This window comes from Mammaliicoccus lentus (genome assembly GCF_947036595.1).
Taxonomy (GTDB): Bacteria; Bacillota; Bacilli; order Staphylococcales; family Staphylococcaceae; genus Mammaliicoccus; species Mammaliicoccus lentus.
The window spans coordinates 229,000-245,258 of sequence record NZ_OX344834.1 but is presented as its reverse complement, the minus strand read 5'-3'; the positions used below and the strand labels follow the sequence as shown (position 1 = coordinate 245,258).

The window sequence follows — 16,259 nt, the reverse complement described above, 5'->3', positions numbered from 1 at the left end:
GACATTTATAAATGCCTCAGCTTATCTTTGGGAATAGGTACTCTAATACCTAGTTTTATGAGTTTGTAATTCTACTTTGAGTAGATACCCAAACAGTAACACGTTTGTTTTGTTTTGTAAATATTTACTAATTTATATTTTATTAAAATACAATTTGAAAATTCTAATCATCTTTGTTAAAGTATTAGGCGTTGTTTTTAATACTAATAAACGAGGAGGTTTATTTTACTTATGGAATCTCAATTGAACGAAAATAAGCCTAAAAAAGGTTATTCGCTAGTATTTACAATCAGTTCCGTAATCGTTGCTATAATCGTTTTACTAGGCGCAGTTTTTCCAGTTAAATTTAATGACATTGGTGATAAAGCCACTGCCTGGATAACTGAAACACTTGGCTGGTATTACATGATTGTGGTAATAGCCATGATTTTCTTTTGTATTTTCTTAATGCTAAGTCCAATAGGGAAATTAAAATTAGGGAAACCTCATGAAAAACCAGAATTTAATACTGTTTCATGGTTCGCTATGCTATTCAGTGCTGGTATGGGGATCGGGTTAGTATTCTGGGGAGCAGCTGAACCTATTGCTCACTTCGCTGCACCTCCAAAAGCAGACCCTAAAACTACTGCAGCATATGCAGAAGCATTACAATCTGTATTCTTCGATTGGGGCTTCCATGCATGGGGCGTTTATGGTGTAGTAGCTCTAGCATTAGCATATTTCCAATTTAGAAAAGACGAACCGGGATTAATTTCTAAAACATTACGTCCTGTATTCGGAAGATATGTAGATGGACCACTAGGTATTGTGATTGATGTATTATCTGTTATCGCTACTATCGGTGGTGTAGCCGTATCACTTGGTATGGGTGCGTTACAAATTAACGGTGGTTTAAATTATTTATTCGGCGTACCAAATAATATTGCCGTACAATCTATTATCATTATTATTGTAACGATTTTATTCTTAACAAGTGCTTGGTCAGGATTAAATAAAGGTATTCAAATTCTAAGTAACGTAAACATTAGTATTGCAGGTTTATTATTAATCGCTGTACTTATTATCGGACCATCAATACTTATGTTAAATGCATTTACAACTACAACAGGTAACTTCTTACAAACATTCCTACAAAACAGTTTCGACACAGGTATGTTTAATTCACAAAAAGCAGATTGGATGTCTGATTGGACATTCTTCCAATTAGCTTGGTGGATAAGTTGGAGTCCATTCGTTGGGGTGTTTATAGCACGTGTATCAAGAGGACGTACAGTACGTGAATTCATCGGTGGCGTTATGCTTGTACCTGTTCTTATCAGTTTCATATGGTTCAGTGTATTTGGTGTACTAGGTATTGAAACTGCTAAGAAACATCCAGCAATTTTCGATATGCCACCAGAAACAGCATTGTTTGGTGTATTTAATGAAATGCCATTAGGATTAATACTATCTATTATTACACTAGCATTAATCGCAACATTCTTTATTACATCAGCAGACTCTGCAACATTCGTATTAGGTATGTTAACGACACGAGGTTCATTAAACCCAAGCTCATTTATAAAAAACGTTTGGGGTGTCGCACAATCACTAATCGCGTTTATACTATTATTCACTGGCGGAGATAACGGACTAAACGCATTACAGAACACCGCCATAATAACCGCATTGCCGTTCTCGGTTATTATTATATTTATGATGATTAGTTTCTATAAAGACGCAAACAGAGAACGTAAATTCCTCGGTCTTACATTAACGCCAAAAAGAACCCGAGAAAGTCAAAAACTAGCAAACCTCTCAGATCAAGAACTATTAAACTTAATTAAAAACGAAAGAAAACAAGATAGATAATAATAAGAAAAGCTCTTCATTAGTATACAGACTAGTGAAGAGCTTTTTATAACCTAGGAAATTAAATTTTATTATTTCTTACTTTTTAATCACGTATGCCGCATGCTTCTGCTACGACTTCAACTATATGTTTGACAGTTACTTGTTTGCTTAACCCTTCTCTTTCTACTCCTAATTGCATTTGCATATGACAACCGGGATTTGAAGTAATAATCATATTAGGCTTTGCTTGTTGAACATGCTCCATTTTATCATCCAAAATTTTCATAGATTCATCAAAATGTATAATATTATAAATACCAGCCGAACCACAGCATAATGATTGTCCTTCCATATCTACCATATCAAGGTCAGGTACCTTACCTAAGACGCTTTTTGGTGATTTAAATACTTTTTGTACGTTTTCTAAATGACAAGATGGTTGATATACAGCTTTGTATGGCATTTTATAATTAAATTCTAATGATAAATCGTCCATTATTTCTGAAATATCTCTTACTTTTTCAACAAATTTTACTGCTCTTTGATGCCAATAGCTGCCTTTTTTAAATAACTTGTCATATTCTTTAAGCGATGCACCACAGCCTCCAATCGTATTAACGATATAATCTATATCGGTATCGGCATATGCTGCTATATTCTTTTTAGCCAATTCGATAGTATCATTTGTTTCACCTGCATGATGTTGTAAAGCACCACAACAAGTTTGATTTGGTACTTCATGAACTTCTATATCATGTTGTTTCATAATTTTAATTGCTAAGTTATTGATTCTAGAGAAAAAGGCATCCATAATACACCCTTGGAAAAAGGCAACTTGTGTTTTTGTTTGTGTCTTAGTTTTATTTACTTTTTCATTATCATGGATTTTACGTGTTTTTTTCACATCGGGTAAAGCTAAATTTAACTTACCATATTTTGTTTCTTTTCCTAAAAGATGATTTTTGTTTATTAAGTTTTTAGCACCTAGCTTCTCATAGTAATATAATGCATAATTTATTTTTCGAATGACACCTTTTTTAGGTAAAATATGTTTGAACGTTACATTTCGAGCTAACTTTTCACTTAAGCCCATCTTTTTATCTTCTTTTATGACTTCAACTGCTGACATTAATATATCTCCGTATTGAACATTTGTTGGACATACTGTTTCACATGCTCGACAACCTAAGCATAGATCAATACCTTCACTCATATCTCCGATTGAGACCTTACCTTCAGCAGCCATTTTCACCAGATTAATACGTCCACGCGGAGAATGTTTCTCCTTTTCAAAAGCTATATAAGTTGGACATACTGGTAAGCAATATCCACATTGAACACAGTCAAACGTTGCTTGATAATCTAATTTGTCCACTAATGTATTATTCATTTCGCAACACTAACCTTTCTTCTCCCTTTTCAGGAAATATCTTTCCAGGGTTAAGAATATTCTTAGGGTCTAATGCTTTTTTAATCATTTGTTGATAACGTACCCCCGCTTCACCCATTTCTTTTTTGATAAATGCTTTTTTCATGACGCCAATACCATGTTCCCCCGAGAGCGTTCCACCTAATTCAATCGCATAATTAAAAATTTCTTCCACAGCATCTTCTGTCTTACGTACTTCATTTTCATCTCGCATATTTGTATTAATTGTCGGATGTAAATTACCATCACCTGCATGTCCAAATACAACGATATTTAAATCATATTTAGTTTTAATCTCATCGATTTTCTTAAACATTTCCGGAATTTTACTTAGTGGTACTGTTGCATCTTCTGAAATTTTAGTATAACCACTTTCAACTACTGCAGGTGAGACAAGTTTTCTAACTTGCCATAATTTATCTTCTGCTTCTTTAGATTCAGCAATTTCAACATTTTCAACATCTATTTCTTTTAATGCTTTTTTGATAGTATCCAATTCATCACCTAAATTCTCTGGATTACCATCGACTTCAATTAATAATATAGCTGCTGCATCTCTAGGCAAATCTAATCCTGCATAGTCTTCAACTTTATTTAATGCATTATGATCTAAAATTTCCATTTTCGAAGGTCTGACACCTGATGTTAATATTTTGGATATAGACTTTCCTGCTGTGTATAAATCATCAAATATAACCATCGCTGTTTTTGTAGCTAAAGGCTTAGGTATTAAGCGTAACGTAGCTTCAGTAATAATACCTAGTGTACCTTCTGAACCTATTAACAATTTTGTTAAATCATATCCTGTGACATTTTTAATCGTTTGGCCACCAGTGCGTATAACTTCTCCATCTGCCATAACAACTTCTAATCCAATAACATAATCTTTTGTTACACCATATTTTATACCACGCGGACCTCCAGCATTCTCAGCTAAATTACCAACAATTGTGCATACCACTGAAGAAGAAGGATCTGGTGGATACATTAAATTATGCTTTTCTGCTAAAGCATGTATTTTTCCTGTAATCACACCAGGCCTTGTCTTTATGATTAAATCATCAGGATATATTTCAAATTCATCATTCCACTGAGAAAAATCAACTACTATACCACCTTTAACTGGCAAAGCTCCCCCTGACAAACTTGTGCTTGCACCTCTAGCATAAATAGGAATGATATATTCATCTGCTAATTTCACTACATTTTGGACATCTTCCGTAGATAACACTTGAACTACATAATCCGGCATATATTGACCGAACGATGCATCAAAACCATAAGAAACAAGATCTGAAACATCCATAAGTAATCTGTCCGCGAAAATTTCTCTTAATCTCTGTTCAATCTCCTTGCTTTTCACATTTATCACCTACACCTTTTATCTCCCAATTTTTGCATTATATTCGTCTTGATAAGTTCTAGAACTGAAATCCCCCTACCATAAAGAAAACGCTTTCACTTGTATAACAAGCTTATATTCCAAAGTTACTTTTTTCAACTTATTTCTGGATGCTTTTTCAATTAATTGTATAAATAAGTGGTGTTAACCCCATTATTATATGAGTTGAATTATAAAATTTTCTTTTTATTTTCTTTTAAATATTTGCATTAAACAACCATCTCAACGCTCTCGCTGCCTATTTGTACAACAATAGGAAAATAAATACAGTTAGGAATTATTTTTATTCAATTAGGGAAAATATGACAAATTTTCAATTTTTACCTTTATAATGAAGTTAATTCAAAAGTAAAGGAGGTACTTGAAATGGGTATCGCTGAAGTAGTAGGTGGAATTGTAGACCTAGTAAAAACTATCATTGAAAAATTCGCTTAATAACTAGTTTTTCTTTTAACATTATATAAAAGAGGAGATCATTAGTTGGGTTTATGATCTTCTCTTTTTCTTTTTTTATTATCAACTTTAAATTAATTGTATAAATTCTGCTTTAATTATTTTTATGCCTATTTGTACAACAATAGGAAAATAATTACAGTTAGGCATGTTTTTTGCTCAATTAGGGAAAATATGACAAATTTTCAATTTTTACGTTTATACTAAAGTTAATTCAAAAAGAAAAGGAGGTCCTTCAAATGGGTATCGCTGAAATCGTAGGTGGAATTGTAGATATTATTAAAACTATCATTAACAAATTCGCTTAATAACTAGCTTTTCTTTTAACATTATAAAAAAGAGGAAATCATCAGTTGGGTTGATGATTTCCTTTTTTTAATTTTGGCTATACATTTTAGCTTCCAAATAAATCTCTGACAATTCTTTCGCTTGATTTGCCATCCTGATATTTAAAGTGCTTGTCTAAGAATTTTGGCACCTTTTCTTCTTCAAAGTCTTTGTTATCTAATGATTCTATCAGTTCCTCGAAGGTTTCTATGATTTTACCAGGCACAAACGTTTCATATGGCTCGTAAAAATCTCTTGAAGTAATATAATCTTCTAAATCAAATGCATAGAATAACATTGGACGTTTGAACACAGCAAATTCATAAACTAGCGAAGAATAATCACTTATTAGAATATCTGTGACAAACAGTATGTCATTTACTTCTCTAAAGTCTGATACATCTACAAAATATTTTTTATATTCTCTAGGAATGTTCAGTTTATTCTTCACAAACGGATGCATTTTAAATAAAACAACCGCATTGTTTTCACGACAATAGCGTGCAAAACGAGTTAAGTCAATTTTGAAAAATGGGTAGTGAGCACTTCGATGACCATTTCCTCTAAATGTTGGTGCAAAAAGGATAACTTTTTTCCCTTTAATAATCGGTAATTCATCTTCCATTTCTGCTATAATTTTTTGTTCATAGTCTTTATCAAATAAAATATCCGTTCTTGGTACACCAGTAGGTATAATATATTTTTCTTTAATACCAAATGCTTCACCATAGTATGGGATATCATTTTCTGATGAAACATAAGCTTTTGTATAGTTTCTATGGTTAGGAGAATTGAAAAAAGGGCCTCCTTTTTTACCTGTACGACTAAATCCGACTGTTTTAAATGCACCCACTGCATGCCATAGTTGAATGATTTCTTGGCTCTTTCTGAATTTAATAGTATAAAGAAGTGGATGATAGTCATCAACAAATATATAATCAGCTTTTCCTAATAAGAATGGAAACCTAAATTTATCAATTAACTTTCTTCTTTCTGTAATATCAGATTTGAAAATCGTATGAATTTTATATTTTTCATCTAATTTTTTATCTAACATTTCATTATAAACAAATTCAAAGTTACCAGACATTTCTGCACGCGAATCTGAAGTAAATAATACTGTGTTCCCTTTTTTTAAGTGAAAGAATTTTGTAATATTAAATATTGTTTTAAAGAAAAAGTTACGTACTTTAAATGATCTTTTGCTATATTTACCTCTGTACTCTTTATATTTAGTTACTATCTTCTTTTCTTTTGGTTTTGGAGCTTGGAATTTAATATCTAGTACAAACTCGTTAACTTCTCTAGAAATTTTAGGTATTACTTTGTAAGTTGTTTTTTTAGAGTCGCCGCCTCTTTTAAATTCATGCTTAAAATAGCTTAATAAATAATTATTTTTTCCATTACGCGTTTCTATTTCTTCATAATGCTCTAATTGTTCTTCATCTAATTCATATTTTAATGGGTCTAATAATGTTTCATTAACATTTGCAATATAATCAAATTTACCTTTATAAACAAGCAAATATTGATCAGATGGTAAATAATTTCCATCATCTAATATAGCAACATTAAAACGTGCTATAAAATGATTACCATCTATTTTCACATCATTTGCCTGTAATTCTTTTGTTTCTGTTAAATTTCTAAGAATGAATCCATTACTTACTATTTCTATATCTTCAGCATAACCTTCGATAAAAAGTTGGATTCTTTCCCAATATATATTTACAACTTTTAACTTATACTTACTCAACTTTTCTTTTCACTCCTAAGCTAATCTCAGTCGTTACATTACCCACTTTATAACCGTTTTACCCCAAGAGGTTGACAGGTCAGATTCAAAAGCATCAACTGCATCATTTATAGTTCTTACTTCAAATTCTTGGCCTTTAAGTAAAGATAATTTTTCTATAACGTCTGGATATGTTCTATAAAATTCAGCAATATCTTTAAAATCTTGCGCACCACTTCTACTACTGCCTATCATCGTAATGCCTTTTTCCAACACTAAACGCGTGTTTACTTCAATAGGGTATTCGCTAACACCTAGTAAAGCAATACTGCCTTCTGGTGAAATTAAATTAATAATTTGATCGACTGCAGATTGACTACCTTTTCCACCGACACATTCAAAAGCATGATCAATTATTAAATCTTCTGGTACACGGTTAATATAAAATACCTCATCTACAAATGAGAAATGACTTAACTTAAAATCCGTTTTCCCAAACACGTAAATTTTCGCTTCTGGATATAACTTACGTAATAAAATAGATGTTATAAAGCCTAAATTACCGTCTCCCCATATGCCAAAACTGCCTTGTGTTTCTATAGATTTCTTCTGAAATCGTTGTATAGCGTGCCAACTTACAGACACGAGTTCTGAATATGAAACAACACTCAAATCTATATCATCCGGTAATTCAACGATTCTATCATGTTCCATAAAGACATAATCTTGCATAAAACCATCAAAACCACTTGATCTAAATTTACTACTTGGTAAATAGTTTTCACTGATGACTTCGCTTTTTTCAATAGGTGTATTCGGTACCATAATCACTTTCGTCCCGACTTTATACTCGCCTTTGTTATCGTATACAACCTCTCCTACGCCTTCATGTACTAATGACATAGGGAGTTTCTTTTCAAGAACTTGTTCATTACGACTACCAGTATAGTATCGTTGGTCAGCCGCGCAAATTGATAAATATAAAGGTCGTACGATAACTTTATCACTCTTAATATTCTCATTATTATAAGTCACTTCAAATTGACGGGGCGCTACAAGTTGATAAACCTGATTAATCACTCAACATCCCACCTTTAATAATAGAATTGGCAACTTTTAAATCATAAGGTGTTGTAATTTTAATATTGTAAAGTTCCCCATCTACTAATTTCACTTTTTTATTTAAAACAACGAGTATTTTACAAGCATCTGTTAAAATTTTTTTATCTTCATCAGATAAGTTATAGTAACTATTTTTCAATAAATTAATGTTAAACGATTGTGGCGTCTGACCTTGATACATATGATCTCTTACAGGAATACATGAAATATCTTCTTTATTTTCAGATTCGATAATTGTATCTGTTGCAGGAATAACAGTATCAACTGCACCATGTTCAAGAACTAGATCAATGTTCTCTTTAATAATACGTCTTGTTAGGAAAGGACGAACTGCATCATGCGTTACAATAACATCTTCATCCGTTACTGATTTAAACTCTGAAATTGCTGCAATGATATTCATAATTGTTTCATTACGGTCTTCTCCGCCTTTTATTACTTCAACTCTATCGTCGTTAATATTAAATTTATTTAATGTGTCTTTGGTGTGAGAAATCCACTTTTGCGGTGTCGCAATATAGATTTTATCAAACTCTCTTGTTAATAAAAATTTCTCAACTGTATGTATGATGATTGGTTTGCCATCAAGATCTAAAAATTGTTTTGGCAAAGGAACGTTTCCCATTCTAGAACCGATTCCACCTGCTAATATTCCAGCATATATCATTTAATTAACCCCCGCTTTTATATATTTTGATGATTTATTAAACTTAAATCCTAATAACCTAAGATTTAAATCTTAGGTTAAAAGCTTACTCCTTTTTGATTTTTCCTTTTATAGTTGAAAGTGCAGTACCTACACTTATACCCATACGCGTAGATTTTCTCTTTAATACTCGTGTTAGGTTATCAATTTGTTTATATTCTTTCTTAATTATTGCTTGTTGTTTTTTTACTTTCTTTCTTAATTCTTTATTCGTTTTATTAGTTTTATTTTCTTTTGACTCAGCTAATTCAGTATACCCAATTAACCTATTTGAAATTTCAATTGGTGATAACTTATTAATAGGTTCTAACATATTAGGTAATTTGATTTTTTCTAATTGTTTATCTAATGGTGGATTATTATAGTATTCATAATTATATATATGATCTAAACCATTTTTATTCAAAAATTCTATAAAGTTATCAAAGTTTCTAGCTTGCACTTTTTCAGGCGCATGAAAGTCAAGTCGCTCTACTAGCTCATCCAATGTTACTCCAGATTTTAATTCTCTCTCTTCTATATGTGTTAAATTATGATATTCAGCTAACTCTTTCATACGCGCATCTTTTGTTAACAGTAAACTAGGAGTGCCTGCAATTGTAGCTGTTATATTACCATGTAGTCTTGCCCCTACTGCAAAATCCATTTCTCCCATAAAATCTATCCATGATTTAGCATTTAAAGGATATCTCACTTTATCTTCTTCATAGTATCTATCATTTATAGTATTAGGATAAAAATCAGTATTTTCACCTAATTTTTGATTACCTAAATATGTCATTTTGAATTCTTTCATCCATTGAGGAATAAAATAATAATTATCATATTTATCAGTAACACTTGTTATGAATTTCAAAACATGTTCTGGTGAAAGTTTAGAAGAATTTATTGCCACAGTAGAGTTTTCATGAAGATTTAAATCTTTGATTTTTAAATCTCTGCCAAAAGCATACATAGATGGACAGCCTATAACCACATGGTCTACTCCTTCTTTAAATCCAAGTGAAGTTAAGTAATCAGCTGTAATTTGTCCCCTTAAGCCAATTATGTTCGAACGCTCCAATACAGCATTAACAAAATCTTTAACTTCTTTATCAAATGAAAATCCATCTTCAACATTTTTATCTATAGGAGCTTTAACACCTGCACCAATTACAATGACTGGGATATTCAGTTTTTTAAATAATTTTGTATAAGCTTTTAAACTTGCAACAAATGTATCACGAAATGCATCAGCTAATGGGATAATATAAGCATCATAATTTTTATTAATATAATCAGCATCATTTTCGTTTATTCTATATCTATCAGGAACAATTTCTACATTTTCAGTTGTTAAGTTTCTATAAATACTATAGGCGTAAATTAAATTACCTATATTCCCTCCTATTAAATTATTAAGAATCATCTCTTCAGGCGCTTTAATTTCATTTGGAGCTATACCTGAACGTATTAAGTATCTCTTCAAAAACTTCCCCTCCTAAATTATGCACTTATTACATTTTATATCATTAGTTAACAAAAATAAAATGAATTACATATAATTTAAGTAGATATATAAAGTTTTTCATACGTTTTATAATAACTTAAATATTTAAATACTATACTAATAAAGTTATTTCCTTTTTGAATTTATTGATTTTACTTTAAAAACTAAAAACGCCATAATGTATCCATTTAGGCGTTTTACTTTTTTACTATTAACTTAAAATTAATTGAGTAAGCTCTGCTGACGTAATATTACCAAAGTAATATTTTAAGTTTATGTCATCTAACGCTTTAATAAGTTCTGCTTTGACTACTTTTGTGCCTATTAATGCTTCTTCTACTTCTGTGATATCTCCTTGACCAAAGAAATCTCCATAAATTCGACATTTGGCAATTCGATTTTGTTCTATGGATAATGTTATGTCGACTGTGCCACAATTGAATCGGTCACTGCGATTATATTCATATTTAGGTGAACGTCCGTAGTTCCAATCCCAGTTTTTATATTTTTTCGCTGCAAGTTCATCAATTGCATCCCAATCTTCTGCGCTTAATTCATATCGTTTCGCTTCTTTAATATCATCAATACCCATAATTTGTTCGACCATTAAATTTTTAAATTCGTCTATCGTAACATTTTGATATTTTTCATCTAAGTAATCACGAATATTGCCAACGCGAGCACGTACGGATTTTATACCTTTAGATTCAATTTTTTTACGATTTGGTTTAAGTACATTTACCATTGGCTCATAATCGACATCTAATAATAAAGAATAGCCGCCATATATACGATTGTTAATAAGCGTCATAGCTGCTCCTGATACTTTTTTACCATGAATTGCTAAATCATTACGACCGCTTTGAATCACTTCTGTAGCTCCTAAATTATGTAACGCTTCGATTGCTGGCTCGTAAAACCTTTGAAAATCTCCATAAATAGAAGTATCTTTTTCAAGAATACAGCACATATTTACAGCACCCCGATCAACATATACTGCGCCTCCCCCTGTATCTCGGCGGACAACTTGTATATCATGTTCGTCTACATAATCTTGATTAATTTCTATAGCTGTATTTTGGAAACGACCAATCTCGACTTTCGGGTCACAGTAATATGGAAACAAAATATCATCATCCAAGAAAATATTCTGACTTACATAAACTTGCATTGCTAAGGCTATTGCGCCGTCTGCAATATATTCTCCATTACGAATAGGTTCAATTAAATACATATCATCACTCCTAATTTTGTAAGATTTGTTGTGCATCTGTTATTAAAGTAGAAATGTCTTCTGTTAAATGTATCGTTCTATCTTCTATATTTTTAGGAATGCGATACGCTTTTTTGTTTAAAGTCATATAAACTGCATTTTCGTTATGACGTGTCATACGTTGGAAAGGATGTTTAACAAATTGAGGTGTTGTGTAACCAATGCCAATTTCTATATAAAGAACTTTGTCATCTTGATGTTTTTCTAAAAATGCATTATACCGATCTAGCTGTGCATGAAAGTCAGCATCTTCTACCATACCTACTTGTGCTTTACGTTTATTTATTTCCATAGGTGCATCACATTTCGGACAATGCGGAATGAGGTCCCAAGGGATTTTCATATCTTCTTGTTGTTCTACCATTTGTCTAATTGCATCATCATCTCGATACGTTTGAGCATGACAGTGTTGACTACATTGCCATAAAATATATTTACCTTGGATGTGGAACACTTTATCCATATCATATTCAGCTATATCAAAAGCATTATCCGCATTAGTTGTTATAATATGGTGTTCTTTATCTTTAAGCATTTCTTTTAATGCAATATATGACTTACCTACAGGTTGATCTATATAATTTAATTTTACAAATCGACTTTCAAAAGCCCAATATTCTTGCCAACTTTCAAAAGGATGTAAACTCGCTTGTAACATATCAAAAAATCCATACTTTTCGATAAAGTCTGGAAAGTTCTTTGTAAAACGATCGCCAATATACGTGAAGCCATCAGAAGCTGACATACCAGCACCAATACCAACTACGACCGCATCCGCTTCTTTAAAAGCTTGAGCAATTACTTCAGCTTGGGTATTGTCGGTTTGGTTCAATGTTAATGCATCCCATGTTTCTTTATTCATGTTGACTGAGTGCCTCCTTGTATAATTGGAAATCTTTATCTTTAAAAACATTAAAAATAACTTTTATAGGTGAATTTGTTTCGTTTAAATAATTTAACGTTGTTTCTATGGCAATTTTTGCCGCCTCTTCTTGTGGAAATCCAAATACACCAGTTGAAATACAGCAGAATGCTAAATGCTTCAATCCATTTTCATCAGCCAGTTTTAAACAACTTCGATATGATTTCGCAAGCAAGTCTTTATTCATTTGTGAGACAGGTTTTCTTTGAACTTGTGGTCCTACTGTATGAATCACATATTGGGACGGTAAATTATATGCTGACGTAATTTTAGCTTTACCTACGCCTTCTTTTTTACCTTGTTTTTTAATAATTTCATCGCATGCTAAACGAAGCTGTACGCCAGCTTTTGTATGAATAATATTATCAATACAATTATGGTTAGCCTGCATACAACCTAAGAACTTACTATTAGCAGCATTCACAATACCATCTACTGCTAATGTAGTGATATCACCTTGCCATAAATAAATATTTTGGTTTAATTCTGGCTCCAAATCTTCAATATATGTTACATGCTTTTGGTTAAGTTCTGATAAATAAGCATCTTGTACTTGGATAAAAGCATCATCTATTGGTTTAGGGGGACGAACATTTTGGAGTCCGCGATACAGCTCCCACTTACTTCGTCCCTCATCAACAATAGGATTGTCTCCATGTGCTTCATTCCATAAATAAGCTGTGAGATAAGCGAGTCTCTCATCTTGTGTTTGTTTCATTTATGCCTCAGGTAATGCGTTAAATGCAGCTTCGTCTACATTTTCTAATTTAACTAACCAATTTTCTTCAGGTTTTTCAGAGTTTAAAATTGTTGGCTCATCTTCAGCTTTTTTATTACGTTCCACGATTGTACCTGCTAATGGAGTTTGTACATCTAACACTGTTTTAGATGCTTCAATACTTACAATTTCATCGTCTACATTTATGTCGTCTGGTCCCATAAATTCTACATAACCTACAGTTCCAATATCATCTTGTAACTCCGGTGTCATTCTAAAAACATATTGATTATTTACTTTCTCTACCCATAAGTAATTCGCTAATTTTTTCATTAAAAATCTTCCTTTCATTTATAAATATATTTCTGATAATAACTCTAAAGTTCTACATCTCTGTTTAATTCCTGGATGTAATGGTACTAATAAAACTTCATTTGCTTGGAAATCTTCGACAAGTCGATCTATTTTAAGTTTAACTTGTTCTTTCGTCCCTGCAATAACACGTGCACGATGTTGTTCAATCAAACGTTGATCTCGTTCACTTAATTTATATGATTTAGCAGTTTCAATAGATGGAAATCGACTGAATTCAGCAAACTGTTTTTTGCCTAGTAACCATACATCTAATGATTGTAACAAGTCTTCAGCTTCTTGTTCAGTATCTGTAACAATAACAAATGTTGTTATCATAACAGTGGGGCTCATATTTAATGATGTGCGATTAAAAGCTTTGCGATAAGTATCGACACTTTCTTTTGCACTATCAATTTGAGCTTGATTAGGTAATAAAAACGTACCTAACGTCAAGCCTATTCCTTGCTCAGCTGCAATCTGAGCTGATTCAGCACTTGTACAAAGTAGCCACATATCCGAATGATGAGATAAATGAGGTTGAGCAATTAATCCTTTATAGCGCTGACTTTCATCTTGATTCGTAATATAATGACGTATATCTTTGATGCTTTGCTCATAATCTAGGAAGTCTGTTTTACCTTCATTCAAAGCACGTTTAACAATCGCAGTTCCTAAATTGCTACCAATGCCTAAATCCGTTCTATTTGGAAACAAACCTTCTAACAATCTAAAGTTCTCTGCTATTTTATACGGGCTATAATGTGGTAACATAACGCCACCAGAGCCTAATTTAATTCGCTTTGTTTCTGATAATAAATGCATCATCATTAATTCAGGACTACTGCAGGCAAACGCTGGCACATCGTGATGCTCTGTTAACCAAAATCTCTTAAAGTTAAGCTTGTCTGCTAACTTAACCAGTTTCACAGTATCTTGCAAAGCTTCTTCAGCGCTTTTCCCTTCATCTATCACAGCGTAATCCAATACACTTAATTCAACCAAACCATCATCTCCAAGATTACTTACATCACTGCTAAAATCATGTTCGACTATATTATGCATGATGATGTATGAAATATCACATTTATTGCTTAATCCCTTTTTGTCCAATATATATTATAACTTTTTTATCAGTATTTTGTTAACCATTTATGCAATTATTAAATTTCCGGCATATAAATATTCATTTAGCTATTTGTTTATTGATTATTAAATTTTTCAATGTTAATTTGAAAGTAATGAAAAGCGCGAAAGAGGATGTTATAACATGAATAAATACTCACCTTTATTAGAATCACTTCAATTGCCTAATGGCGTTGTATTATCAAACCGTTTTGTACTTTCACCGATGACAACAAATTCATCTACTAAAGAAGGTCATATTACAGAAGAAGATTTAAATTACGCCAAAAGACGTGCAGATTCAGCACCTTTGCAAGTAACTGGCGCAGCATACATAGAACCTTACGGACAATTATTTGAATATGGATTTAATATTTCTGACGATGCTTGTATACCGGGGTTAACTAAAGTTGCTAAAGCAATGAAAGGTTCAGGCAATAAAGCTATTTTACAACTTGCACACGCAGGTCGTTTTTCTAATCATGCTATTTTAAAATATGGACAAGTTTATGGCCCAAGCCCAATGTCATTAAATTCACCTATTAAACATGAAGTACTAGAAATGTCAGTTTCTAAAATAAATGAAGTAATACAACAATATGCTGACGCAACTTCGCGTGCTATTCAAGCAGGATTTGATGGTGTCGAAATATCTATAGCACAACGTTTACTTATACAGACATTCTTTTCTACATTCTCAAATGAACGAACAGATCAATATGGAAGAAACACATTAGAAAACAGAGCAAGATTCGGATTGGAAGTCATGGAAGCTGTCCAAAAAGTAATCGATAAAGAAGCACCTGATGATTTTATTTTCGGTTATAGAGCGACTCCTGAAGAAACACGAGGAGATAAACTTGGTTATACAATCGATGAATTTAACCAACATTTAGATTGGGTATTAGAAGTTGCAAACATTCATTATTTAGCTATCGCTAGTTGGGGGCGTCATATTTACCAAAATACAACGCGCACACCTGGTAAATATTTTGGCAAAAGAGTAAATCAAGTCGTATATGAACATTTAAATGGAAGAATACCACTTATCGTTAGTGGAGGTATCAATTCTCCTGAAACAGCTTTAGATGCACTCCAAAATGCAGATATGGTCGGGATGTCTTCACCTTTCGTTACAGAACCTGACTTTGTTCATAAATTAAAAGAAGGCAGACTCGAAGAAATTAATTTAAATGTTACATCAGAAGAACTTGAATCATTAGCAATTCCAAAAGCAGCTTTTAAAGACATCGTACGCATGATGGATTATGGGGAAGGTCTAGAAAAGAAAGCACGAGACGAATTACGAAAATTAGAAAAGAATTATGATGACTAAATTTCCTTAACAAAAGCTCCTAACCCGTTAAATAAAGT

13 protein-coding genes are annotated in these 16,259 nt (G+C 32.2%); 2 read left to right on the top strand and 11 right to left on the bottom strand.

Features of this window, described 5'->3' with window-relative positions:
- The first annotated feature begins 231 nt into the window (after positions 1-231).
- Positions 232-1,851: a BCCT family transporter gene (locus ACNMOQ_RS01095; RefSeq protein ID WP_416350130.1), complete on the top strand. Its 1,620-nt coding sequence runs from the start codon at positions 232-234 to the stop codon at positions 1,849-1,851.
- Positions 1,852-1,936: 85 nt separating this feature from the next.
- On the opposite strand, the gene ACNMOQ_RS01090 is transcribed toward ACNMOQ_RS01095, so the two are convergent.
- The 11 genes from ACNMOQ_RS01090 to ACNMOQ_RS01040 form a co-directional block, all read right to left on the bottom strand.
- Positions 1,937-3,223 (bottom strand): (Fe-S)-binding protein, encoded by a 1,287-nt coding sequence (locus ACNMOQ_RS01090; RefSeq protein WP_416350129.1) that lies wholly within the window; start codon positions 3,221-3,223, stop codon positions 1,937-1,939.
- Positions 3,216-4,568, bottom strand: a complete 1,353-nt coding sequence (locus tag ACNMOQ_RS01085) for an FAD-binding oxidoreductase (protein WP_416350393.1) — start codon at positions 4,566-4,568, stop codon at positions 3,216-3,218. The genes ACNMOQ_RS01090 and ACNMOQ_RS01085 overlap by 8 nt, the downstream gene beginning before the upstream one ends.
- Before the next feature lie 943 nt (positions 4,569-5,511).
- The gene (gene tarL, locus ACNMOQ_RS01080; RefSeq protein ID WP_416350128.1) at positions 5,512-7,200 is read right to left on the bottom strand and encodes a teichoic acid ribitol-phosphate polymerase TarL; all 1,689 of its coding nucleotides are present in this window, start codon (positions 7,198-7,200) and stop codon (positions 5,512-5,514) included.
- A gap of 33 nt (positions 7,201-7,233) precedes the next feature.
- Positions 7,234-8,259, bottom strand: coding sequence for an alcohol dehydrogenase catalytic domain-containing protein (locus ACNMOQ_RS01075; RefSeq protein WP_064204395.1), 1,026 nt, complete (start codon positions 8,257-8,259; stop codon positions 7,234-7,236).
- Positions 8,252-8,968 (bottom strand): D-ribitol-5-phosphate cytidylyltransferase, encoded by a 717-nt coding sequence (locus ACNMOQ_RS01070; protein ID WP_416350127.1) that lies wholly within the window; start codon positions 8,966-8,968, stop codon positions 8,252-8,254. Before ACNMOQ_RS01070 ends, ACNMOQ_RS01075 begins: the two co-directional genes overlap by 8 nt.
- A gap of 85 nt (positions 8,969-9,053) precedes the next feature.
- Positions 9,054-10,475 carry a polysaccharide pyruvyl transferase family protein gene (locus ACNMOQ_RS01065; RefSeq protein WP_416350126.1) on the bottom strand — a complete coding sequence of 474 codons (1,422 nt, stop codon included), beginning with the start codon at positions 10,473-10,475 and terminating at the stop codon, positions 9,054-9,056.
- A gap of 232 nt (positions 10,476-10,707) precedes the next feature.
- A complete protein-coding gene (locus ACNMOQ_RS01060; protein WP_416350125.1) occupies positions 10,708-11,730 on the bottom strand; it encodes a lipoate--protein ligase in 1,023 nt (340 codons plus the stop codon).
- 10 nt (positions 11,731-11,740) lie between these two features.
- Complete coding sequence (locus ACNMOQ_RS01055) at positions 11,741-12,631, bottom strand: SIR2 family NAD-dependent protein deacylase (RefSeq protein WP_016998957.1); 891 nt, start codon at positions 12,629-12,631, stop codon at positions 11,741-11,743.
- Positions 12,624-13,409 (bottom strand): protein-ADP-ribose hydrolase, encoded by a 786-nt coding sequence (locus tag ACNMOQ_RS01050; RefSeq protein ID WP_064211381.1) that lies wholly within the window; start codon positions 13,407-13,409, stop codon positions 12,624-12,626. Before ACNMOQ_RS01050 ends, ACNMOQ_RS01055 begins: the two co-directional genes overlap by 8 nt.
- Positions 13,410-13,742, bottom strand: a complete 333-nt coding sequence (locus ACNMOQ_RS01045; RefSeq protein WP_416350124.1) for a glycine cleavage system H family protein — start codon at positions 13,740-13,742, stop codon at positions 13,410-13,412.
- Positions 13,743-13,760: 18 nt separating this feature from the next.
- Positions 13,761-14,765, bottom strand: a complete 1,005-nt coding sequence (locus tag ACNMOQ_RS01040) for an LLM class flavin-dependent oxidoreductase (protein ID WP_416350392.1) — start codon at positions 14,763-14,765, stop codon at positions 13,761-13,763.
- Between the two features lie 265 nt (positions 14,766-15,030).
- Between ACNMOQ_RS01040 and ACNMOQ_RS01035 the strand changes: the two genes are divergently transcribed.
- Positions 15,031-16,221, top strand: a complete 1,191-nt coding sequence (locus ACNMOQ_RS01035; RefSeq protein ID WP_214269603.1) for an NADH-dependent flavin oxidoreductase — start codon at positions 15,031-15,033, stop codon at positions 16,219-16,221.
- The last annotated feature ends 38 nt before the right edge of the window (positions 16,222-16,259 follow it).

Bases quoted from the DNA above. Each gene is read 5' to 3' on its own strand.
- ACNMOQ_RS01095 (WP_416350130.1), top strand. From the start codon at position 232: ATGGAATCTCAATTGAACGAAAATAAGCCTAAAAAAGGTTATTCGCTA.
- ACNMOQ_RS01090 (WP_416350129.1), bottom strand. From the start codon at position 3,223: ATGAATAATACATTAGTGGACAAATTAGATTATCAAGCAACGTTTGAC.
- ACNMOQ_RS01085 (WP_416350393.1), bottom strand. From the start codon at position 4,568: ATGGATGTTTCAGATCTTGTTTCTTATGGTTTTGATGCATCGTTCGGT.
- ACNMOQ_RS01070 (WP_416350127.1), bottom strand. From the start codon at position 8,968: ATGATATATGCTGGAATATTAGCAGGTGGAATCGGTTCTAGAATGGGA.
- ACNMOQ_RS01060 (WP_416350125.1), bottom strand. From the start codon at position 11,730: ATGTATTTAATTGAACCTATTCGTAATGGAGAATATATTGCAGACGGC.
- ACNMOQ_RS01055 (WP_016998957.1), bottom strand. From the start codon at position 12,631: ATGAATAAAGAAACATGGGATGCATTAACATTGAACCAAACCGACAAT.
- ACNMOQ_RS01050 (WP_064211381.1), bottom strand. From the start codon at position 13,409: ATGAAACAAACACAAGATGAGAGACTCGCTTATCTCACAGCTTATTTA.
- ACNMOQ_RS01045 (WP_416350124.1), bottom strand. From the start codon at position 13,742: ATGAAAAAATTAGCGAATTACTTATGGGTAGAGAAAGTAAATAATCAA.
- ACNMOQ_RS01035 (WP_214269603.1), top strand. From the start codon at position 15,031: ATGAATAAATACTCACCTTTATTAGAATCACTTCAATTGCCTAATGGC.